This window comes from Pseudalkalibacillus berkeleyi (genome assembly GCF_021608225.1).
Classification (GTDB): Bacteria; Bacillota; Bacilli; order Bacillales; family Fictibacillaceae; genus Pseudalkalibacillus; species Pseudalkalibacillus berkeleyi.
Genome location: NZ_JAKIJS010000001.1, coordinates 686,968 through 708,057, shown reverse-complemented (window position 1 = coordinate 708,057; position 21,090 = coordinate 686,968). Strand labels below are relative to the sequence as shown.

Here is a 21,090-nt window from a genome sequence, read left to right as displayed (position 1 = left end):
TTTGTAAGTAGGCTTCGACGTCATGTCTAGACGATATCAAGGACACTCTGTCAGTTTAACAACTCGCAGAGACATGAGTGATTCTTTTATAAAGAATAATTCTGGGTGGCAACGCGGTACAATCGTCCCAATAAGACGATTTGTAGCGCGTTTTTTATATTTTTGAAAGTTATATTTGAAGGAGTGAGTTGAAATGTCCGTAATTTTTTCAGGCGTTAAACCTACTGGCTTTCCTACATTAGGAAACTATTTAGGCGCATTAAAGCATTTTGTAACCTATCAAGAGGAGAACGATTGTTATTTCTGTGTCGTGAACCAGCACGCCATAACAGTACCTCAAGACAAACTAGAATTGAGAGATAACTCTAGAAAGCTTGCAGCATTATATCTAGCAATTGGAATTGACCCAGAGAAATCAACGTTATTTATTCAATCTGAAGTACCTGCACACGCGAAAATGGGATGGATCATGCAATGTATCTCCTACATGGGTGAGCTTGAACGAATGACGCAATTCAAAGATAAAGCCGATAATCGTGTTGGTGTATCAGCAGGATTATTAACGTATCCCCCATTAATGGCATCTGATATTCTCCTTTATGGAACGGATATTGTACCTGTTGGAGATGATCAGAAGCAACACTTAGAGCTGACTCGAAACCTTGCAGAAAGATTTAACAAGCAATATAACGATATCTTTACTGTACCTGATGTGCATATTCCTAAGATCGGTGCTCGAATAATGGATTTAGGTACACCTGATAAGAAAATGAGTAAGTCAGATGAGAATTCGGCTGGTTATATTTCAATGTTAGATGATGAAAAAACAATCATGAAGAAAATTAAGCGAGCCACTACAGATTCCGAAGCCATCGTAAAGTACGATAAAGAAAATAAGCCTGGAGTATCTAATTTAATGACAATCTATTCATTGTGCTCTGGAAAATCGATTAATGAAATTGAAGATATGTACGAAGGAAAAGGATATGGTGATTTTAAAGAAGGTGTCGCTCTTGCAGTCATCGAGAGTTTAAAACCGATCCAAGAACGTTATAATGCGCTTATCAACTCCGACGAACTAGATGATATTCTAGATCGGGGAGCAGAAAAAGCGAATCGTGTTGCAAACAAAATGCTTCAAAAAGCTGAACGAGCAATGGGACTTGAACGCAAAAGAAAGAAAAAATAGTTTATAAATTAAAGACCATCAACGGAATACCGCTGATGGTCTTTATTTATTATTGTTCATTTAAAGCTTCAATTACCTTCAAAGCTGTACTTTCACTAGACATTGGGTTTTGACCTGTAACTAGATTTCCATCTCTAACTGAGAAGTCAGTCCATTTATCTCCACGAACAAATTCTGCTCCTAGATCTCTTAATGACGTTTCAAGTAGGAATGGCATTTCTTTTACTAGTCCCATCTCTTCCTCTTCTTCATCCGTAAAACCATTGACCTTTTTACCTTTTACAATTGGAACTCCATTTTTGTCTGTAACCTTGACTAAACCAGAAGGACCATGGCAAACCGCTCCAATTACTTTATTCGCTTCATCCATGTTTTGAATAATTTTCTGTATATGAGTGTTCTCAGGGAAGTCGAACATCGTTCCATGTCCTCCTGGTAAAAACACCGCATCATAGTTCCCTTGTAAATCTTCATCGGATAGTGGCTTCGTATCTTTCAACTTTTCTCGAGCTTCATCGAACTCTGCTTTCGGTTCCTCAGGGATGCTATTTGGATCTAGCGGTACTTCGCCACCCTTTGGACTTCTAACGTGTATTTCATAACCTTGATTTTTGAAGAGATTGTAAGGAGTCGCATACTCTTCTAACCAAAGACCTGTGGATTGTTCCTCGTTTATTTTATCTGCATTTGTTACAATCATTAACACTTTCTTAGACAATGTAATACCTCCTTAGCTTATACGAAACTTCTTTTGTTTCGTTCCCGGCATATCTCGCAGTTAAACTTATTAGAACAAAAAAATAATAAGCCGACTCATTTTGGTCGACTTATTATTGTGCTAATTTACATGTGTCCCTTTTTCAAGCTCCCAAATTTTCTCGAAATAAGGTTGTCCTTTTATAAGACGCTCGCAAATTGATTGATGTTTCGATGTCCATCCATGACAGACTTCAATGTAAAGTGCTCTCCATGCTTCATCAAAACTCATCTGTTGAATTGTTGAATACTTCTCTGGAAACCATTCCGTGTACCAATACCTTGCCTCAGCTGTATTCGCTCCAGTATACATTTGATCAAGTGCCATGAACAAAAGCTGTTTCAGCTGTCTTTCCCTTCTCGTTAACCCATGCATACTATGTGGCTCAGGAGAAAGTATATGATACTCCTTCTTTTGTTGCTCAACAGTTTCAAATGAATACCGTTTAGGATCTAATTCCTCTGCCATTTCATATACGAGCTGTTCTTGACGTGGAATCATACGACTTTTTCGTATTGGAATTTTATAGCCCATCGTATCCACAATCATACATTTCCGGCCATCTGTCGCAATGAAACAATACTCAATCTGCTCTCGTTGATTATTTTTTCTGATATAACTCTTGTTTTTAACTTCCTCCAACAACTGGTTTGGAAGTTCACTCAAGTCATTTTCTATGTAATTGAGCAGAGTTGTTTCCATTTTAATGATCGGAACTTGGTCAAGAAGTTCAATAAAATCTTCTTTACGCCATTCATGAAATTCACACACATTATAGCCATTTTCTTCACCTTCGAACCAGTTTACCCAAACATCTCTTAAGTACAACATGTATACCCCTCACTTTGCAGGATTTACGGATTGTTAAAATCAGTATAGTCAGAGGTTCATGTTTTTATTCTACATTCAGGTACTTTTAAGTCGACAAATGTATTTTTTAGTCACTCATCCGAATCTTTACTAAATGATGGTAAATAAATACTCCCCCAAATGAGCGCTAAGCCTATTATAAAGATTGATAATTCTGGTCTAGTAGAAATAAAAATAATATAATTCACAAATCCATGACCAGTTGTAATTAAATTTAAAAAGGCAATTAAGCTGACACCACCTGATACAGCAAAACTAAATCCTATAATTAATATAAATAATCGAAAGATCAAAGCCCTCATCTCCTATACGAGTGCTTGTACATGAATACTTCACTATATGGAGAATGTAGAGAACTTATGCATGTTAACACTTTGAAATACCGACTTTCTTCTATATAAATGTATTCTAAAAGTTAATTTAAAAAAACTGACCTTAGGATTCATCCTAAGGTCAGTTCCATTATTGTAATTATTTCTTACTCGGAGAACTTTTTGAAAACAAGTGCAACATTATGACCACCGAAGCCAAGTGAGTTACTCATCACGACATTAACCTCGGCGTTACGCGCCTCATTAGGTACATAATCTAGGTCGCACTCAGGATCTGGTGTTTCATAATTAATTGTTGGTGGCATGATATTATCTTGAATAGCTTTAACAGATAACACGGCCTCTAATGCACCAGCTGCACCTAACAGATGACCGGTCATCGATTTAGTAGAACTAATACCGAGCTTAGGAGCATAATCTCCGAAAACAGTTTTTATCGCAGCTGTTTCATATTTATCGTTAAAGTCAGTACTCGTACCATGTGCATTCAAATAATCTACATCTTCAGGACGAAGCCCAGCATCATTCAACGCAATTTGCATTGCTCTAACGCCACCTTCTCCCCCTGGAGCTGGTTGTGTGATATGGTGAGCATCACCTGTTGCGCCATAACCGACAATTTCAGCATGAATTTTCGCTCCACGTTTTTGAGCAGATTCTAATGACTCAATGACTAGAATACCTGCGCCTTCACCCATCACAAAGCCATCTCGGTTTGCATCAAATGGTCGACTTGCTGATGACGGATCCGGGTTTGTAGATAATGCTTTTGAAGAGGAAAATCCAGCAAGCGCCATATTCGTGATTGGTGCTTCACTACCACCAGTCACCATTATATCCGCGTCGCCACGTTGGATGACTTTAAATGCATCACCAATCGAGTTTGCACCTGAAGCACAAGCGGTAACCGTACATGAGTTGATACCTTTCGCGCCTAACATGATGGACACTTGACCTGATGCCATATCAGGAATCATCATCGGTACAAAGAATGGACTCACTCTTCGTTGCCCTTTTTCCATGAACACTTGGAATTGTTGCTCGTATGTTTCCATACCACCGATTCCTGATCCAATCCACACGCCTACTCGATCAGCATTCTCTTCGGTTATTGTTAAATCTGCATCCTTAACAGCCATTAAGGATGCTGCAATTGCAAATTGCGTGAATCTGTCCATCTTTCTTGCATCTTTTTTATCCAAGTACTGTTCTGGATCGAATTCTCTCGCCTCACCAGCAACTTTGGCCGGAAATTGATCTTTATCTCTTCTTGTTAATTCACCAATACCTGATTTCCCGTTAACAATATTACTCCAAGTTGTTTCTGTATCGTTTCCTAGAGGAGATACTGTTCCGAGTCCTGTGATAACAACTCGCTTACTCATCTTAAATTCAGCTCCTTACAACTATTTTCCCCAACGTAACGCTACTGCACCCCAGGTTAAGCCACCGCCAAACCCTACAAGTACCAGTACATCTCCGTCTTTTATTTTACCTTCTTTAAGTGATTCGACTAATGCAATTGGTATAGATGATGATGATGTATTTCCAAACTTGCCCACTGTGGCTGCCATTTTTTCTTTCGGCAAGTCTAGCCTTTCTCTCGCTGCTTCCATAATCCGAATGTTTGCTTGATGCGGGATCAGGAAATCTACATCTTCTTTACTCAATCCTGCTTTTTCAACAACCTTCATAGATGATTCTGGCATTTGTCTCACCGCAAACTTAAAGACTTCTCGCCCATTCATATAGAGTAGGTCCCCATTTTGATACAGATGTTTCGCCCCTGTACCATCTGATCCCATATCAAATGAAAGAATTCCTTTATCATCCGATACTGGAGCAATTACAGCAGCACCAGCTCCATCTCCGAATAAGACAGCAGTATTACGGTCATCCCAATCTGTAATTTTCGAAAGCTTTTCAACTCCGATTACAAGGACATTTTTGTAGGTTTCTGTTTGAATATATTGCTTTGCTGTTATCATACCATAGATAAATCCTGCACAGGCTGCACTAATATCCATCGCAACAGCATTCTTCGCACCTAATCTTTCTTGAATAAGGCATGCTACAGAAGGAAATCCATAGTCACCTGTAACGGTTGCTACTAAAATCAAGTCGATTTCACTAGCATCAAGACCAGCATCCTTCAAAGCTTCGTCAGCAGCACGTTCTGCCATATGAGATGTATCCATATCTTGGTCAGCAATTCTACGCTCTTCTATTCCCGTTCTTGTCCGAATCCATTCGTCTGATGTATCCACCATTTTTTCTAATTCTTGGTTCGTCAACACACGGTCCGGGACATATCTTCCAATTCCGATCACACCTGCGTTCATACTATTACCCCTTTTCGTATGAATTCATGTTCCTTAGTATCTTATATTATGACTTGGTACTAATATTAATTCAAAATACCAAAGTTGTCCAGTAGCAATGTGTTTAATATCTTAAGTCTACTGTCCAAGCTTGCCAACAAAATAAAAAACCTCCCGCTCAAGACGAAAGGCATTCTTAGATATGTATGATTATTGATTTTCCGCGTCAGATTTACCTAAATCATAGGCATCATTCATAACTTTCATTAACATATTCAACATCGGTTGAATATCTTCCATTGAAAGTTCTAATCCTTTTTGTTCCATTAGCTGTTTAGCTTCAGGTAAATGGGTCATTGCAATTTGCATAAACTTCATATTACGTTCTTGATCCATGCTTACTTCCTCCAAACAATTCATTTATGGTGAGGGGAGTTTCCCCGTTTCTTTATACTCATCCACTAATGATGAAATCTGCTGTTGTATATCTTCAGGAACTGCCGAACTAAATGGAGCTAGAGAGATAACGCCTTCTTGGAAATCATAATGAATGTTACCTGTTGAGAGTTTGCCATCATTATGCTTTTGTGCAATTTTCACATATAACTTATCTACATGTTGTACAGTACTTGTCAAAACGGTTTGTTCTCCAAGATCAGACATGTTAGAGATGAATCCGATTGCATAAGCACCTTTTTCTTTCACTTTCTCAATCACTGGTACGGTATATCCATCACCTGCAGGATAGTACACATCGACGCCTTTTTCGTCCATATCATTGAAGATCTCTATCGCTTTGTCTGTATCACTCCAATCTTGAACAAATGATATATTCGTCTCAACATCTGGATTATACACATTAGCTCCTTCTCTAAAACCTGTTGCTTCTGGTTGCCATGGGAATGCAGCAATCATACCAACTTGTCCAGACTTCGTCATTGCACCTGAGACAACACCTGCAAAATATCCCATTGCATAAGAATCGAAATGGACACTTGTAATTCCTTTTCCACTCACTTTACCATTAAAGCTTACAAAATGCATATCTGGAAATTCAGATTTAATATCCATAAATAAAGGCGCGTACAATTTACCATGTCCAAATACTAGGTTGACGTTGTCCTTTTGAAATTCTCTGACTGCTTCTAGAACCTGCTCTTTTGATTTAACTTCTTCACGATAGAACACTTTATTGTTGAATTCATTCTTCACTTGAAGTAAGCCTTTATAACCTTTGGTACCCCACCCTTGGTCGTTTATCGTATCTTCAATCAAAAGTCCAACGTTCTTTAAATCCCCACTCCCTAGAGCTTGTTGACATCCAGATAGAGAGAGTAACAATATGGCAATCAGGAAAGGTGTAATAATTTTCATTCTTTTCCTCTCCTTCATCTCATAAGAGAATAAAACTAGTTATAGTATATACGAAATTCAATATTTATTAAATAAAGTAATAACCTTTTCCTCAATCCCTCCGTTAAGAATAGAGAAACAATAATCTACAAGCTTTTTCTTAGAAATGCTTTGACCGTTAATCAATTCTCTACATTGGGACGAAACTCCTGCTTTTTCGATTTCATCTATCCCTTGGCACCTTTTTTCAATGAGATTATTGAACCCATCAATGGGTGGTATTCGCAAGATGCAGTATTTCACATCGTTTGCTGTAGCAGAACTCACAAGAAAAGTTTCTTCTGATAACATATAAGATCCATAAAGACTTCTTGGCAACGGGATTTCGATATTTGGATTAGGGTCCGCTAATTGTTCTCCATATACATCAAGTGTTGAAACAAGCACAACTGTGGCACCACAAGTCGAAGCGAAGTTAACAATAAGCTCCGTATTTTTCTTTTGATTCTTAAATGTTGTACGTAAATCTGAATACTTGTTTGTAGATGGTGAGCGTTGCCCTAAATGAAAGATCACATCCACAGGTTCAAATTGAGTAAAATCAACACATGTAATACTTTTATTAGTAAAATGGTAAAGCGCATTTCTCCCAAGATAAGCAAGCTCTTCATGTTCTTCTCTATTTATATCGTCAATTCCGTAAACATCTATTCCTTCTTTAATAAATTCTTTAGTAAGCGTTAAACCGACCTCTCCTGCGCCCCCAGTAATGAGTACGTTTGTCATTATGTGAACCCCCATTTTCATCATTCTATTATTATCTTATTTATGAAAATGGAATAATGAACTAATTCTTCTACATCGTAAATTATGTACATACTATTCATAATTAAATTGAATAGGGACCCAATTGATAAAGAATCCTACCTTTATAAACTGAACCCCTATAAGTCTTTCTCGTGTAAGTTGTAGAATGCCTTTACTTTTTTTGCAAACCCTTTATTCGTGTCTGTTAATTGCAAGGTGAGCGATATAGGAGCCCCAAGTTGCTCCCTTACCCATTCATAGGCGCGGCTATGCTTAATAAAGGAGTAGGGTGTACCACTCATATTATGCCAAATTTTCACAGGAACATCAGATACGTATTGATGTACACCTCGATCACTTAGCAAAAATTCCTCTGCTTCTTCCTCTGAAAGACTATAAGCCCGGCAAATTTCTCTATGAAACTGTTTGTAAAACAACTTCTGTTCTTTAACGGATTCTCCATGAGCTTGTAAACTTAAGCAAGGATTCATAAAAGCAGCAGACCTAACTTGCCCTCTATACTTCTCAAACCATTTTAATGCGGTTAACGCTCCCATACCTTCGGCTAAAACATGAACTTTAGAATTAAGGATTTCTTGCTTCAATATCGTTAAATAGATCCGATTCAACATTTCCACGCTTGGATCATTCCCCCAATGTCTGCCATATAAATTGGAATAAATGACGGTATAGCCATAACTGCACAATTCATTAACAAAATGAGCTCGTTCGGGATGCTGGATCCAAGAACTTGTATGTGGAGTTACATAATGATTAACATCACCAATTAAAAGGATCGCAAAGCCGTTTGGTCGCTCGGGTAGGTGAATGAGTAAGCTTTGGTCATTAATTTGTTGAAAGCGGCAATTGGTACCACTCATTTAACATCACGCCTTATACATTCATTCTTAGTTAATGTATGCAAAAGTTTGAAAAGAGAACGAGACATACACCCAATTTGGAGGATCGCATGATATCTAACGTAAGTTTATATGTATTTTCGTGAACTTTTTGAGGAACTTCATTGAAAACGTTTTGAACCATGTCATTTTGTGCTACAATATGAATTGGATAAATGCTACATATAAATCTTGAGGTGATTGTATGCGCTATATTTGGACATTAATTTGGTCCTTCTTGTTAAGCAATATGGCCTTTTACGTATTAAGCTCCATGCAAGGTGGATCATATAACTTCGCATTAGCAAGTATCATCGGAGTTGTATTCGCATTGTTCGTGTTCGTTTTAGGCGATGCGGGCATTAAAGACGAAACAGCTGAATGATATAAAGAAACGTTAGGAAATAACGCCTAACGTTTTTTTATTTGGCTGTTTTTAAGTAAAAGGCTCTAATACTTTGTTGATTTAAACATCTTCAGTCTGTTGTTTTCCTGCTGAATCGGTGAATGAAAAGAAGAGACTGACAAAGTCAGTCTCTTACCATTACAATATTTTACTTAAGAAAGATTTTGTTCGTTCATGTTGAGGCGTTTCGAATAATTTCTTTGGAACGTCTTCTTCGACGACATACCCCTCATCCATGAAGATGACACGATCGCCAACTTCTCTAGCAAAGCCCATTTCATGAGTAACGACAATCATTGTCATACCTTCCTTAGCAAGCTGCTTCATTACTTCTAGAACTTCCCCTACCATTTCTGGATCGAGGGCAGACGTTGGTTCATCAAATAACATGATTTCAGGTTCCATTGCTAGTGCTCTAGCAATAGCAACACGTTGTTTCTGCCCACCAGATAAAGAACCAGGGTAAACGGAGGCTTTTTCTGAAAGACCTACTTTCGCAAGTAATTCATGTGCCTTCTTTTCTGCATTACTTTTACTCAGCTTTCTTACCTTCATAGGGGAAAGCATAATATTTTCAAGTACAGTTTTATGAGGAAATAGGTTAAATTGTTGGAAAACCATCCCCACATCTGTCCTTAGTTGATTGATATCCGTTTTCTTATCGGTAATATCTACCCCTTTAATGAAAACTTTACCGTCAGTGATCGATTCAAGTAAGTTGAGACATCTGAGAAAAGTAGACTTCCCCGACCCAGATGGACCGATGACACAGACGACCTCTTGTTGCTTAATTTCTACATTAATATCCTTTAATACTTCTAATGATCCAAATGATTTCTTTAAGTTTTGTACGTTTATCATTCTGTAGCCCATCTCCTCTCAATGTAGTTTAGCACAGTGCTAACTGTGAGCGTTAGTATGAGGTATATCAGTGCTACAGCTAAATAAGGTTCCCAAACGCGGTAATATTGACCTTGCATCGCTCTTCCCCAATACATCAGTTCAGGAGCAGCAATGATCGCAAGAATGGATGATTCCTTAATCAACACAATAAACTCATTTCCTAGTGGAGGAATCATTCGTTTTACTGCTTGCGGCAATATGACATAACGCATAGATTCATAATAGTTCATTCCAAGAGAACGAGATGCTTCCATTTGCCCTTTCTCAATTGACTGGATTCCCGCTCTAAATATTTCTGCTATATAAGCTGCTGCATTTAATGATAATCCTAATACACCTGCAAAAATTGCATTTGAATCTCCAATCAGTAATGGTACCACACCGAAGTAAATGAGCAAAATTTGAACAAAGAACGGTGTCCCACGGAAGAAAGTAACGTACCAATCAAGTGGATATCGTATGATTTTGTATGGTGATAACTTTCCTAATCCAATTAATAACCCAAAGATGGTTCCGATGAGTATACCAGCTAATGAAAACCCAATTGTGTATAACGTCCCCTTTAAGAAGAATGGTGCATAATCTATTAGTAGATCAAATCTGAGATTCATATGTCCTCTCCCTCTGCCTCTCTGTAGAAAATGCGTAACCAAGTTTCGTTACGCATTTTTTATATGATGCTATTATTTTTCCATTTGCTTTTTTAAAGCTTCCAAATCTGGTTCATCACCGAACCACTCTTTGTAAATTTCAGAGTAAGTTCCGTTATTAATGACTTCTTTAACAGCTTTATCAAAGTCTGCTTTCAAGTCACTACCCTTTGGAAACATGAGGCCATAAAACTCAGATTCGAAATTCTTTTCATCCTTAATCGTCTTTAATTTCTTGTCTGGATTGTTCTTTGCATATTCAATTACAACGGTATTATCCGCAACCACTGCATCAGCACCACCTTGAATCAATTCCATGATCGCTAAGGTGTTGTTTTCAAATTTTTTGATGTTCTTGTGGTTCTTCCCTAGGATACTTTCAACCGCAGCTTGTCCTGTCGTACCGTTTTGCACAGCGACTTTCTTCCCTTTTAAATCTTCTGCACTTTTGATATCACTATCTTCTGGGACTAATATCATATTCGTCGATTCGAAGTATGGCGTTGAGAAATCAAATGATTCTTTACGTTCCTCATTTATGGTAATGGCTGAAATGGCGAGGTCAGCTTTTTCACCTTGGATTTCTGCGAATAGAGGATCCCAACCTATATTTTTGAATTCACTTTCGTATCCAGCTTCTTTCATAACTGCGTTTAGGAAGTCAATATCAAAACCAGTGATCTCACCCTTGTCCATATATTCAAAGGGTGCGTAAGCGGCATCTGTTACGACCTCTAACTTCTTCCCTTTGTCACCAGACCCACTATCACTTCCACCACATGCTGCAAGGATGGCTAACATGCCAACCATCGTTAGTGCGAATAAACTTTTAATTGATTTCTTCATTTTCTTCCTCCCCCGGAAATTTGCATTTTTATTCGTTTTTCTCTTTAGTATAGTAAAACACACCAACCTTTTTCTCTTTCTGTTCCCCACTCCTTTTAGTCTGACAATTATTTTTATTAGTTTATGTGTATATTTATTTTAGTATTAAAATCATGGAATATCAAGATGAAATTGAACATACGTTCAGATCACTTGTCTTACGAAGACGTTTTAAGGTTTTCTTTTGTAGGTCCACTTGCGATTATGATTACTCGTTTCCGGAAACGTATCCCCAGCATGCATCTTAACTTCCTTCGGGTTTGTGACCATGCTCCCCGTCTCCCCAATTTCTACATAAACTCCATTGTTAGGTGCTTTCTGGCCTGGGTTAAATTGATGGTTTTGTCCCATTTGTTTCACTCCTTTCAACAGTAGGATTTACTTTAAGTAAGAAATTAATGAAATATTTTGCTTAAAATATAAAGGCTCATTTCCTATGAGAACATCCATAACAAAAAAAGCCACCGACATTGGTGACTTTCAATATTAGTAGTTGATGAGCGATACAGCAGTAAGGAGATGTAGCGGAAGGATTAAACGTTGGAATCCTAACCCGTGCTCTGGAAAGCCCATATAAGGCCTTTCTTGACCACTTTTCTTCTTATATTGAATTTCTACAATTAAGTATACATTTTGCTTATCGACTTTTTCTACATATCCTTCATAAACTTTCCCATCCATCATGTTACATTGCACATATTGATTCGCATGCTTTTTACACATTTTCATCATTTGTTGGTTATGAGTGTTCATTGCTTTCATATATTTACGGTAAGACACAATCTTCCCTCCCTTACACTCACATGATATTCATCTAAATTAAAATTTGTGTAAGGACAAGTTCAAAACAAGTATCACAATTTTGTCTCTTTACGTACAGCCTAATTTATTGTTTAATGACTACATGTGATAAAAAGAGACGTAACTGGAGGAACACTGAATGGAACAACTATTCTTATTAATAAAATATGCTTTCTTTGGACTAATTCAAGGGATCACAGAACCGATTCCCATTTCATCAAGCGGACATTTGGTTCTTGCTGAGAAAATTCTAGATATACATATTAAAGGATTCGGCTTTGAGGTATTCATGAATTTCGCTTCGTTATTAGCAGTGCTCGTCATATATCGAGAAGACTTAGTCCGATTAACAACAAATGGATTGAAATTTACGCAAACAAGAAATAAAGAATACCGCTCAGATTTCATGTTTATCGTATATTTGATTATCGGTACGATTCCAGCTGCAGTGATCGGGATCTTAGCAGAAGATTACATCTCAGATAATTTGAAGTATATTAAAGTAATCGGCGTCACTTTAATCATTACAGGTATTGCTCTATGGCTTATTCGTAACCTACGAGGGAGGAAGAACGATCAAGATCTTTCTATTAAAGATGCGTTGATTGTCGGATTCGCCCAAGCCATTGCACTTATTCCAGGAATCAGTCGCTCAGGTGCTACGATTGTAGCGGCGATGGGACTAGGAATGAAACAACAAACTGCTTTACGATATTCATTTCTACTCTATATTCCTGTAAGTGTCGGGACGATGGTTTTGAGTATTGGTGATCTTAAAGATGACCCAACACTCGATACTCTTCTAATCCCATATTTAGTGGCATTCTTAATTTCATTTATTGCATCTTACTTTTCATTAAAATGGTTGATGAATATTATGGAACGCGGGAACTTAAAGTATTTTGCGATCTATTGCTTTATCGTAGGACCTCTCATCCTGTTGTTCATGTAATCGTACAATATAAAGAAGTGACCATGAAGGATTTAAGTCATCCTCTCGTGGTCACTTCTTTTTTATCTAGAAATTATTCGCTCCATTAGAGATAATGTATGCATAAATACTTATAATGATAAAGGAGTGCATTTAAATGAAGGAATATATCGGAAAGTGTTATGTTTGTAACGCTTCTATCTTCTGTTTGGATGGCTTTTTAAATGGTGTCCAAACCGATAAAGGTGAAATCTTATGTTTCAATTGTGCGAAAGAGAATGAAGCTGATTAACCGCCACTTACTGGCGGGAGAAGGGCAACAGCATCCCCCGACTTAACAACTTGCTCAGGATTACTGACAAACTCTTCATTTACCGCGACCATCACATTCGTTAAGTTTAAATTTACTTCACTACCTTTTATATAAGCGACAATCTCATTGACAGTCATTTCATCTTTATCAATTGAAAGCTGATTCTTTCCCGCTTTTTCTTGGAGACCTGCAAATAACATAATATTAATCATTCAAAAGCTCCTTTCCTGGTTTACCTGACGGATAACGTTTGTTTTCCTTTTGGTCACCAATCCATTCTTCACCGTCTTCCCAATGTTCCTTCTTCCATATGGGAACGATTTCTTTGATTCGTTCAATTGCGTATCGACTTGCTTCATAAGAATCTGCTCTATGTGGAGTTGAAACTGCAATAACGACAGCTATATCAGTAATGTCTAATCGCCCAATCCTATGCACAATAGCAACACGAGCTTCTTTCCATTTTGCACAAATTTCGTCGCCTATTTGTTTTAGCTTTTTTTCTGCCATAGGGACATATGCATCATATTCTAAATAGAGTGTCCTTTTCTCATTTGTTAGTTCTCTTACTGTACCTATAAATGTATTAATTGCACCAGCATGCGGATGGACGACTCGATTTATTACTTTATTTACCTCAATTTCTTCTTTAATAATCCTGTAATTTTCAATCACACGCTCAGCTCCTATCCAAAATCCTTGCCATGATAAATTCACAATAACCCTTTGGATCCTCTATTGAAAAAGATGTCGATAACGAATCTTTCGGGTCAAACCGTATAATGGAAGCAATAATATGACTGCAGTTATCCTTCAATTCTTTATAATCCCGTTCATTTTCAGCGACAACGACTTTTGGATAGTGATTACTTTTGTATCCTTCTATAAATATGATATCGATCGGCAGCTGTTGATACAACGTAATGATTTGATCTAGTAAGATTGTTTCTTCACTATCTACATGTATGATAAGGGTACCTTCACCTTCTACAGCCGTTGCATAAGCACCTTGTGAACGCAATCTTCCTGTATCTGTTTGATCAGATTCAATTGTGTCAGGTCTTCCCCCGTGTCCATGGTGTTTAATAACACCTACACGATACCCTTTTTGTTGGCAGTGGTCGACTAAATGTTCAAGTACAGTCGTCTTACCACTCTTCTTAAAGCCCACTACTTGTAAAATTGGTATCATACTTCCCATGGATTAGAGCTACTTTCTTTACTGAACAACATTACATCAACCTCGTCTCCAGCCATGAACCCTCTCGTTCCTCCTGGCAGAATGATAAATGCATCCGCTTCGGCAATTGCAGTGACTGAACTAGACTTGTCCAAACCAGTAGGTGTTACATAAACACCTTTAGGAGAGTAGTTCACTTGACTACGCACAAGTCGCGTAAATGGATTCGGTTTAGGAAAGTCTTTAGACAATGTAGCTCTTGTTTTCGCTAGGAATGGATTTGACTGCATACTCTTTAAAATGAAAGGGCGGACGAGTAATTCACCACCAACAAAGCACGCAGAAGGATTTCCTGACAAGCCAAATAGGAGCTTTCCATTTAGCTCAGCAACGGTTGTCACACTCCCGGGACGCATAGCAATTTTATTAAAAAGTGTACGGGCTCCAAGTTCTTGATAAATGTCAGGTAAATAATCAAAATCACCGACTGACACGCCACCAGTAGTAATGAGCGCATCATAAACTTCAATCGAGGATTTAACTGCTTCGAAACAGGTTTGGAAATCATCAGCCAATTTACCCAAATAAACAGGCTCTCCACCCATGTTACGAATTTGAGCAGCGATCATATAGGCATTTGAATTTCGAATTTTACCAGGTTGTAATGGTTCATCGATATCAAGCAGCTCCGTACCAGTTGCATATATGCCAATTCTAGGTTTCCGCCAAACGGATACATTTGAGTATCCGAAAGTAGAGAGAATTGCAATTACACCCGGTGTAATGATCGTACCCTTTTGGATTAGCATACTACCCTCTTCGGTATCTTCTCCTTGCTTCGCAATATTTTGGCCTTCTTTAAATGATCGTTTAAGCTCAATGGTTGCTTTAGTATCTCGTTTCGTTTCTTTAACAACTTCAAACATGGAAACAGCGGTTGCTCCTTCAGGAATTGCAGCACCCGTCATGATTCGGATTGCTTGACCTGCTTCAATCTTTTGCTTGGCTACTTGTCCTGCACCAATTTCCTCGATCACCTCTAAAGTGACAGGTGAATCTGTTGAGGCATGTCTCGTGTCTTCTGCTCTTAGCGCAAAGCCATCGTAAGGAGACCGATCAAATGGCGGCACATCGTGATCAGCTACAACATCCTCTGCTAAAATTCGGTCCAATGAGGTTCCAATATGTACATGCTCCACTTCTAATTGAAGGGGATATTGTAAAACTCTTACTACCGCTTCCCCAATTGAAATCGGTTTTCTACGCTCAACTACCATCGTTTATACCACCTTTATTCTATCCAAGCCTATTTTATCAAAGTATGTAATCGCATTCACTTTTAATTTTTTATGTTAAAAAAGTTGACTCTCGAAATCACATAGAGAGTCAACTTTATTCCAGTCTTTATTTTATTGGATGCCTAGTGCAATTTTTGCATAGCGGGACATTTTATCTTTCGTCCAAGGTGGATTCCAAACGATATTTACATCTACTTCTTTAACCTCATCGAAATCGATAAGCGCATTTCGCACATCATTTGTAATCGTACCTGCTAAAGGACAACCCATTGCAGTCAATGTCATCGTAACCCTCGCTATACTCTCTTCATCTAATTCTACATTATACACTAATCCTAAATTTACAATGTCCACACCTAGTTCAGGGTCTTCAACCTCTTCTAGTGCTTCCATCAACTTCTCATTTACTTCTTCGTTAGCCATAACGAACCCCTTCCTCTTACAGTTTCTTTCCCTAGTATAACCCATTAGGTGCATGACATAAAACAATCCGCATTAACTCTTTAAATGGTTTGGAAGATTGAGAATGGATTGATTCAATGAATCCAATTTAGATTCAATCCTGTGAAGTAAATAGAGCGTTACGACAACGGGAAATCCAAATTCACTCAACATCGAAATCCACTGGTCCATCTTCTCACCCCTTTCTAATTAAAGTGAAATTGTATCTGAAAATTTATATGCTTAACAGGCAAAAAGAGAAGGACAACTATTCGCCCCTCTCTAATTGAATATGGTATTGTTTATGCTAACGGTACATCCGTGACATTTCGCTCAACGATTCTTGCGCCTCTTTTAGCGACAAGATCTCCACCAGATGAGATCAACGCATTGTCTGAGATAATCTTATCCATCGCAGAATTTAGCGCTAACGTATCAACCGGCTCTACAGGCTCTTCTAGCGAAATACGAACCGTGCCGCCTTCCTCATTTTCAAATAGTAGTTCAATCTGCTTTGCCATTTGCAATTCCTCCTTTCTTATTCATTTCCATCATGCTACTCGCTTAAGTCAAAAGCATTGGATCGCTCGATTTGACTGACTGGATATTGTTGAAGAGGCGCTAATGCTTGCACCATTTCAAACATTTGGTCATGGGTTGCAGTTGTCTTGATGTTGTTGAAATTTTTCCGTTTGTAAACTGGCTTCCCTTCATTATCCACTCCAGCGTCAAATGTAATCGTGAGCCTCGTATCGTCCAAAACTGCTGTAGCCATTGTCTCACCCCCTTTCACTCTATAAATACAAAGTTAAGCCTTAAAGTGGGGAGGTGAGTTTCGAAAAAATGTAAAATGAGGTGCGCTTAGTGATAAGAGCTACAGTAATTTTGTTTACACAAATAAAAAATCGAACCTGGCATTCAGGTTCGACCTTTAAGCTTATTTATATATGTTCGATAATCCAATCAACCGCTTGATGACAAGCATCTCTTGTTACCTTATGGCCTGCTACCTGGTCAGTTAGCATATGGACCTGATCCGTATCTGCATATCCATTATATAATAGCTTGTCATAAAACCTCTTAGTCAATTGATAAGGTACGACTGAATCAGCTTCTCCGTGCCAAATTAATAATGGGCGATTACCGAGCAGTTGAGGATTTTGTGAAAGATCAAATATCTTGAGACTGCGGAACTTTTCCTCTAATTCTGCAATTGATATCGGTAATTCAACCCCCTCATTCTGTAATGATTTCAACATCAGATTCGCAAAATCTTCATAACAAGGCGTACCCATCATGGAGACAGATAGCTTAATCCAATCATATTGGGTCAATGCTCCAAACATCGTAATACTACCCATCGAAGTACCTGCGACTCCAATTCTTTCTATGTTGATATGTCCTTTTTCTATGTAATGATTCTTAACGGTTTCCAGTTCAGTAATTCCTTGTACAATGATATCCCAAAATTTCCAGTTTCGTTCTTTTGTTGATAAATGTATCGCCCGTTCTCCGTGGTGAGGAAAGTCCGGTAGAATTACACGAATTCCTTCCTTGGCTAGAAGATACGCGTAGGATAAGTTTTGCTCTTTAGAGCTTGTAAACCCGTGAAGAAAAATAAGTGTTGGAAGTTCCTCATCAGCCTGATCCGATGGTGCAATGTTCAATACTGGAATGTTCTCGACATAGTCTGTTTCTATCTGTATCATAAGTCACCTGCTTCATAATCTCTTTCAAACATCATATCAAAATCACGGCTAGAACGTAATGAATTAGCTCCTATTATCTTGAATTTCTCATCATCAACTCATTACAAGAAAATCAACGGTATTCTCAAACTAAGCCAAAGAAAAAGAAGTGACCTTATGGCACTAGGCCAAGGTCACCTCATTCAACAATCGTTATTGTGTCTTATTATAATACTGTACGCTCGTTTGCGCGCCTTCATCGACCATTTTACTGTCTTCAAGGTCTTGTGGTTCCCCTGCTTTATCAATAGGGACATTGGAATTTCTAAAGTTATTTGTTCTGTCCTTGAGTTTCGTCGCAAAGTCAGTTACAGTTTCCTTCACCTTGATTCGGTTCGAACGGTCTTTCAAGTAATAAGTAGCAACGCCCGCAACACTAGCGGCTACGCCTGACGCTACAGCTTTTTTAGGCGTGATTTTCATATAAAGTCAACCTCCTCAAGTAATATGTTTTAATGTTTTCCCTAATTGAATAACATTAAACATAAGAATCAATAAGAAGATGACTTTTTTCCGATATGCATATTATTGTTCAGGTTGATAATCTTTTGGGTGGACCTCTTCACCATTCTTACCAGAATAACGGAGTCCCCAGCCTGTTAATGCCGCTATGAACATGACAATTAGTAATCCCCATCCTTGGAATACATAAGGAAAAACGTCAGTAGGGGATACCACAGTTAAGAAGTCGTAATCCTTAGCAGCCCCCTTAATTGTCGCCCATGCAAGCAATACGCCTCCACTCCAAGGAAAAATATATCCTAATGAAGATGAAACAGTATCTAGGAAATTCGCACGGCGATATGGATGAATATTAAATTCCTTACCTAGCTTTCGTACGAAAGGTGCAGCTGCAATTTCTGCTGCTGTATTAATTGTGATAAAAATATTTAATGAAGCAACAATTGCAAAGATAGACAATTCTGCTCGACGAACAACCTTATTGATTAGTTTCAAGAAGAAGTTCCGAATCGCTTCCATCGTGCCTGCAACTTCTAATAAATGCGCCGCTGAAAGAATGAATAATATTAAAATGGCCATATTGAAATATCCACCAATACCGTTCATTAGGGCACCATCAACAACAGCAGTACCATTCTCTTTATGAATTGAAATTACCTTCTCGAGAGGTGTACCCGTAACGAAAATAACCGCAATGGATGCAACGATCCCCCAAGTTAAAGATGTTAATAAATGGTGACCACTTAAAGCTAAGTATAATACAAGAATAAATGGTAATAACAGCCATAATCCTTCAGCTGAAACTTGTTGCTCTAATTGATTGAGTACTTCTGGACTCCCAGCTGTACCTCCTCCACCAAAGATGATAAATAGAAATAAAGATGGGATAGCAGCAGTAATGGAATACTTGAAACGAGATCGAACAACACCTGGTACATCTGCTTCTTGCGTAGTTGCTGAAACGATCGTCGTATCCGAAACTGGAGCAAGGTTGTCACCAAAAACAGCTCCACTTAATATCGCAGCAAGGAGAACTACAGGATCTGCACCTAGGACTAAGCCTGCAGGATACATCAAAATCCCAAATGTAGCTACCGTTCCATACCCAGTACCTACTGCGGTAGAGAATAATGCTGCCAAAAGGAACGTTAAACCAACAAAGTAACCGCCTTCAAGTCCTGTCTGAAAACCAAACCAAATTAAACCATCTACTAATCCTCCAGCAGACAACAATTTGGCAAACATCCCAGCCCAAAACCATGCAATTACAGCAATGACACCAATTGGCTGTGCCATTCCTGAAAATAGTGATTGTGCATAATCAGACCATTTAGACTTACAGAAGAATAGACCAATTAGAATACCTAGGACCATACCAAGTACAAGACCTTCTTCTGTAACAAGTTCTTGCGTACTTAATGTAATAGCCCAGACGATAAAGAATACGAGAGGAATAGTAGCTGCAAAGACTCCCCCACGAAATTCAAGGCGTTGAATTTCTTTCTTCCCGATCGCCTCTTTTACTTCGCTTGTATGATGTTCGTTTCCCATAAACTTTCCTCCATTTCATGTGAACATTTTTTCATGATACCATACATCTGTTTTTTTGGACAAAGAGAAGTTTTTCCTGTGTGCGTAGACATATTAGGACCTTATCGGTAAAATTGGTAATACGTGCAAAGTGGACAACCATACATAGAAAGGGGACTAAATAATGACTAAGCCCTATTTAATTGCAATAGATTTAGACGGAACATTACTGAAGGACGATAAGACCGTATCTCACTACACGAAAAATATCCTTACACAAGCAATGAACGAAGGTCATCACGTTGTTATTTCAACTGGTCGGCCATTTCGTGGAAGCGAAAGGTATTATCATGAGCTTAACCTATCTACTCCTATTATTAATTTTAACGGCGCATTTATCCATCATCCAAGACAATCTGATTGGGGTATTTACCACTCACCATTAGAGCTTGATACAGCCCAAAACATCGTTAAAACGTGCTTAGATTTCAACGTGAAGAATGTCATAGCAGAAGTTTTGGACGATATGTATTTGCATTATGAGGATGAATTTATCACCAATTCATTTATGATTGAACCTTCAAGAATGAATATCGGGAACCTTCATCAATCATTAAAGCATAATCCTACTTCAATTCTAATCAGACCTCACGACCACCAGGTAAAGGAGCTCAGAGCATTATTAAAAGCACAACATGCTGAAGTGATTGACCATAGAGTTTGGGCTGCTCCTTATAACATCATCGAAGTTGTTAGATCCGGTCTAAATAAAGCCGTTGGGTTGAAGCGTGTAGCTGAAACGTTGGACGTTCCTCAAGATAGGATCATTGCATTTGGAGATGAGGATAATGATCTTGAAATGATTGAGTATGCCGGCTACGGAATTGCTATGGGTAACGCAATTCCAGAATTGAAAAACATTGCCAATGGCGTAACGAAAACGAATGAAGAAGACGGAATCGCTCATTTCCTTACAGACCTTTTGTCTCTAAAGGAAAGTGTATAGAACCCGAT

General features: G+C 38.3%; 30 protein-coding genes and 1 other annotated feature (1 of these 31 only partly in view). Of the genes, 5 read left to right on the top strand and 25 right to left on the bottom strand.

Annotated elements, in window-relative coordinates; genetic code table 11:
* Positions 1-133 (top strand) — a binding site (T-box leader) (it extends 113 nt beyond the left edge of the window).
* 60 nt (positions 134-193) lie between these two features.
* Entirely contained in the window at positions 194-1,189 is a 996-nt protein-coding gene (gene trpS, locus L2716_RS03780; protein WP_236331929.1) for a tryptophan--tRNA ligase, read from the top strand.
* A 49-nt stretch (positions 1,190-1,238) separates the two neighbouring features.
* On the opposite strand, the gene L2716_RS03775 is transcribed toward trpS, so the two are convergent.
* The 9 genes from L2716_RS03775 to L2716_RS03735 form a co-directional block, all read right to left on the bottom strand.
* A complete protein-coding gene (locus L2716_RS03775; protein WP_236331927.1) occupies positions 1,239-1,907 on the bottom strand; it encodes a type 1 glutamine amidotransferase domain-containing protein in 669 nt (222 codons plus the stop codon).
* Positions 1,908-2,027: 120 nt separating this feature from the next.
* The gene (locus L2716_RS03770; protein WP_236331924.1) at positions 2,028-2,777 is read right to left on the bottom strand and encodes a YjbA family protein; all 750 of its coding nucleotides are present in this window, start codon (positions 2,775-2,777) and stop codon (positions 2,028-2,030) included.
* A gap of 110 nt (positions 2,778-2,887) precedes the next feature.
* Entirely contained in the window at positions 2,888-3,109 is a 222-nt protein-coding gene (locus L2716_RS03765; protein WP_268963933.1) for a YuzI family membrane protein, read from the bottom strand.
* Between the two features lie 185 nt (positions 3,110-3,294).
* Positions 3,295-4,533, bottom strand: a complete 1,239-nt coding sequence (fabF, locus tag L2716_RS03760; protein ID WP_236331922.1) for a beta-ketoacyl-ACP synthase II — start codon at positions 4,531-4,533, stop codon at positions 3,295-3,297.
* Positions 4,534-4,554: 21 nt separating this feature from the next.
* Entirely contained in the window at positions 4,555-5,490 is a 936-nt protein-coding gene (locus L2716_RS03755; RefSeq protein ID WP_236331920.1) for a beta-ketoacyl-ACP synthase III, read from the bottom strand.
* Between the two features lie 189 nt (positions 5,491-5,679).
* Entirely contained in the window at positions 5,680-5,865 is a 186-nt protein-coding gene (locus L2716_RS03750) for a ComZ family protein (protein WP_236331918.1), read from the bottom strand.
* Between the two features lie 24 nt (positions 5,866-5,889).
* The gene (locus tag L2716_RS03745) at positions 5,890-6,843 is read right to left on the bottom strand and encodes a BMP family ABC transporter substrate-binding protein (protein ID WP_236331917.1); all 954 of its coding nucleotides are present in this window, start codon (positions 6,841-6,843) and stop codon (positions 5,890-5,892) included.
* 57 nt (positions 6,844-6,900) lie between these two features.
* Positions 6,901-7,608, bottom strand: coding sequence for an NAD-dependent epimerase/dehydratase family protein (locus tag L2716_RS03740; RefSeq protein ID WP_236331915.1), 708 nt, complete (start codon positions 7,606-7,608; stop codon positions 6,901-6,903).
* Between the two features lie 158 nt (positions 7,609-7,766).
* Positions 7,767-8,510 carry a hypothetical protein gene (locus L2716_RS03735; RefSeq protein ID WP_236331913.1) on the bottom strand — a complete coding sequence of 248 codons (744 nt, stop codon included), beginning with the start codon at positions 8,508-8,510 and terminating at the stop codon, positions 7,767-7,769.
* A 223-nt stretch (positions 8,511-8,733) separates the two neighbouring features.
* Between L2716_RS03735 and L2716_RS03730 the strand changes: the two genes are divergently transcribed.
* Entirely contained in the window at positions 8,734-8,913 is a 180-nt protein-coding gene (locus L2716_RS03730; protein WP_236331911.1) for a YjzD family protein, read from the top strand.
* Between the two features lie 159 nt (positions 8,914-9,072).
* Here the strand turns inward: L2716_RS03730 and L2716_RS03725 are convergent, their stop codons facing one another.
* The 5 genes from L2716_RS03725 to L2716_RS03705 form a co-directional block, all read right to left on the bottom strand.
* The gene (locus L2716_RS03725; RefSeq protein ID WP_236331909.1) at positions 9,073-9,795 is read right to left on the bottom strand and encodes an amino acid ABC transporter ATP-binding protein; all 723 of its coding nucleotides are present in this window, start codon (positions 9,793-9,795) and stop codon (positions 9,073-9,075) included.
* The gene (locus tag L2716_RS03720; protein ID WP_236331907.1) at positions 9,792-10,448 is read right to left on the bottom strand and encodes an amino acid ABC transporter permease; all 657 of its coding nucleotides are present in this window, start codon (positions 10,446-10,448) and stop codon (positions 9,792-9,794) included. The genes L2716_RS03725 and L2716_RS03720 overlap by 4 nt, the downstream gene beginning before the upstream one ends.
* Positions 10,449-10,520: 72 nt before the next feature.
* Positions 10,521-11,333 carry a basic amino acid ABC transporter substrate-binding protein gene (locus L2716_RS03715; protein ID WP_236331904.1) on the bottom strand — a complete coding sequence of 271 codons (813 nt, stop codon included), beginning with the start codon at positions 11,331-11,333 and terminating at the stop codon, positions 10,521-10,523.
* A gap of 210 nt (positions 11,334-11,543) precedes the next feature.
* The gene (locus tag L2716_RS03710) at positions 11,544-11,723 is read right to left on the bottom strand and encodes a YjzC family protein (RefSeq protein ID WP_236331903.1); all 180 of its coding nucleotides are present in this window, start codon (positions 11,721-11,723) and stop codon (positions 11,544-11,546) included.
* 135 nt (positions 11,724-11,858) lie between these two features.
* Positions 11,859-12,152, bottom strand: coding sequence for a hypothetical protein (locus L2716_RS03705; protein WP_236331901.1), 294 nt, complete (start codon positions 12,150-12,152; stop codon positions 11,859-11,861).
* A 160-nt stretch (positions 12,153-12,312) separates the two neighbouring features.
* Between L2716_RS03705 and L2716_RS03700 the strand changes: the two genes are divergently transcribed.
* Both L2716_RS03700 and L2716_RS18280 read left to right on the top strand, forming a co-directional pair.
* Positions 12,313-13,125 carry an undecaprenyl-diphosphate phosphatase gene (locus tag L2716_RS03700; protein ID WP_236331899.1) on the top strand — a complete coding sequence of 271 codons (813 nt, stop codon included), beginning with the start codon at positions 12,313-12,315 and terminating at the stop codon, positions 13,123-13,125.
* Between the two features lie 136 nt (positions 13,126-13,261).
* Positions 13,262-13,396, top strand: coding sequence for a hypothetical protein (locus L2716_RS18280; protein WP_268963932.1), 135 nt, complete (start codon positions 13,262-13,264; stop codon positions 13,394-13,396).
* Here L2716_RS18280 and moaD read toward each other — a convergent pair.
* From moaD to L2716_RS03645, 11 genes are all read right to left on the bottom strand, one after another.
* Positions 13,393-13,629: a molybdopterin converting factor subunit 1 gene (gene moaD / locus L2716_RS03695; RefSeq protein ID WP_236331897.1), complete on the bottom strand. Its 237-nt coding sequence runs from the start codon at positions 13,627-13,629 to the stop codon at positions 13,393-13,395. The genes L2716_RS18280 and moaD overlap by 4 nt on opposite strands.
* Positions 13,622-14,089, bottom strand: a complete 468-nt coding sequence (locus L2716_RS03690) for a molybdenum cofactor biosynthesis protein MoaE (protein WP_236337784.1) — start codon at positions 14,087-14,089, stop codon at positions 13,622-13,624. Before L2716_RS03690 ends, moaD begins: the two co-directional genes overlap by 8 nt.
* 7 nt (positions 14,090-14,096) lie before the next feature.
* Positions 14,097-14,618 carry a molybdopterin-guanine dinucleotide biosynthesis protein B gene (mobB, locus tag L2716_RS03685; protein WP_236331895.1) on the bottom strand — a complete coding sequence of 174 codons (522 nt, stop codon included), beginning with the start codon at positions 14,616-14,618 and terminating at the stop codon, positions 14,097-14,099.
* On the bottom strand, positions 14,606-15,874 hold the full coding sequence (locus L2716_RS03680) for a molybdopterin molybdotransferase MoeA (protein ID WP_236331893.1): 1,269 nt from the start codon (positions 15,872-15,874) through the stop codon (positions 14,606-14,608). Before L2716_RS03680 ends, mobB begins: the two co-directional genes overlap by 13 nt.
* A gap of 132 nt (positions 15,875-16,006) precedes the next feature.
* Positions 16,007-16,318, bottom strand: a complete 312-nt coding sequence (locus L2716_RS03675; RefSeq protein ID WP_236331891.1) for a metal-sulfur cluster assembly factor — start codon at positions 16,316-16,318, stop codon at positions 16,007-16,009.
* Between the two features lie 72 nt (positions 16,319-16,390).
* Positions 16,391-16,528 (bottom strand): YvrJ family protein, encoded by a 138-nt coding sequence (locus L2716_RS03670; protein WP_236331889.1) that lies wholly within the window; start codon positions 16,526-16,528, stop codon positions 16,391-16,393.
* A 110-nt stretch (positions 16,529-16,638) separates the two neighbouring features.
* Positions 16,639-16,857, bottom strand: a complete 219-nt coding sequence (locus tag L2716_RS03665; RefSeq protein WP_236331887.1) for a DUF2922 domain-containing protein — start codon at positions 16,855-16,857, stop codon at positions 16,639-16,641.
* A gap of 35 nt (positions 16,858-16,892) precedes the next feature.
* A complete protein-coding gene (locus L2716_RS03660) occupies positions 16,893-17,111 on the bottom strand; it encodes a DUF1659 domain-containing protein (protein WP_236331886.1) in 219 nt (72 codons plus the stop codon).
* A gap of 166 nt (positions 17,112-17,277) precedes the next feature.
* Complete coding sequence (locus L2716_RS03655; protein WP_236331884.1) at positions 17,278-18,045, bottom strand: alpha/beta fold hydrolase; 768 nt, start codon at positions 18,043-18,045, stop codon at positions 17,278-17,280.
* Between the two features lie 192 nt (positions 18,046-18,237).
* A complete protein-coding gene (locus L2716_RS03650) occupies positions 18,238-18,507 on the bottom strand; it encodes a hypothetical protein (RefSeq protein ID WP_236331881.1) in 270 nt (89 codons plus the stop codon).
* 102 nt (positions 18,508-18,609) lie between these two features.
* Positions 18,610-20,097 carry a Na+/H+ antiporter NhaC family protein gene (locus L2716_RS03645; RefSeq protein ID WP_236331878.1) on the bottom strand — a complete coding sequence of 496 codons (1,488 nt, stop codon included), beginning with the start codon at positions 20,095-20,097 and terminating at the stop codon, positions 18,610-18,612.
* Positions 20,098-20,260: 163 nt separating this feature from the next.
* Between L2716_RS03645 and L2716_RS03640 the strand changes: the two genes are divergently transcribed.
* Positions 20,261-21,082, top strand: a complete 822-nt coding sequence (locus L2716_RS03640) for a Cof-type HAD-IIB family hydrolase (RefSeq protein ID WP_268963931.1) — start codon at positions 20,261-20,263, stop codon at positions 21,080-21,082.
* Positions 21,083-21,090: the final 8 nt, after the last annotated feature.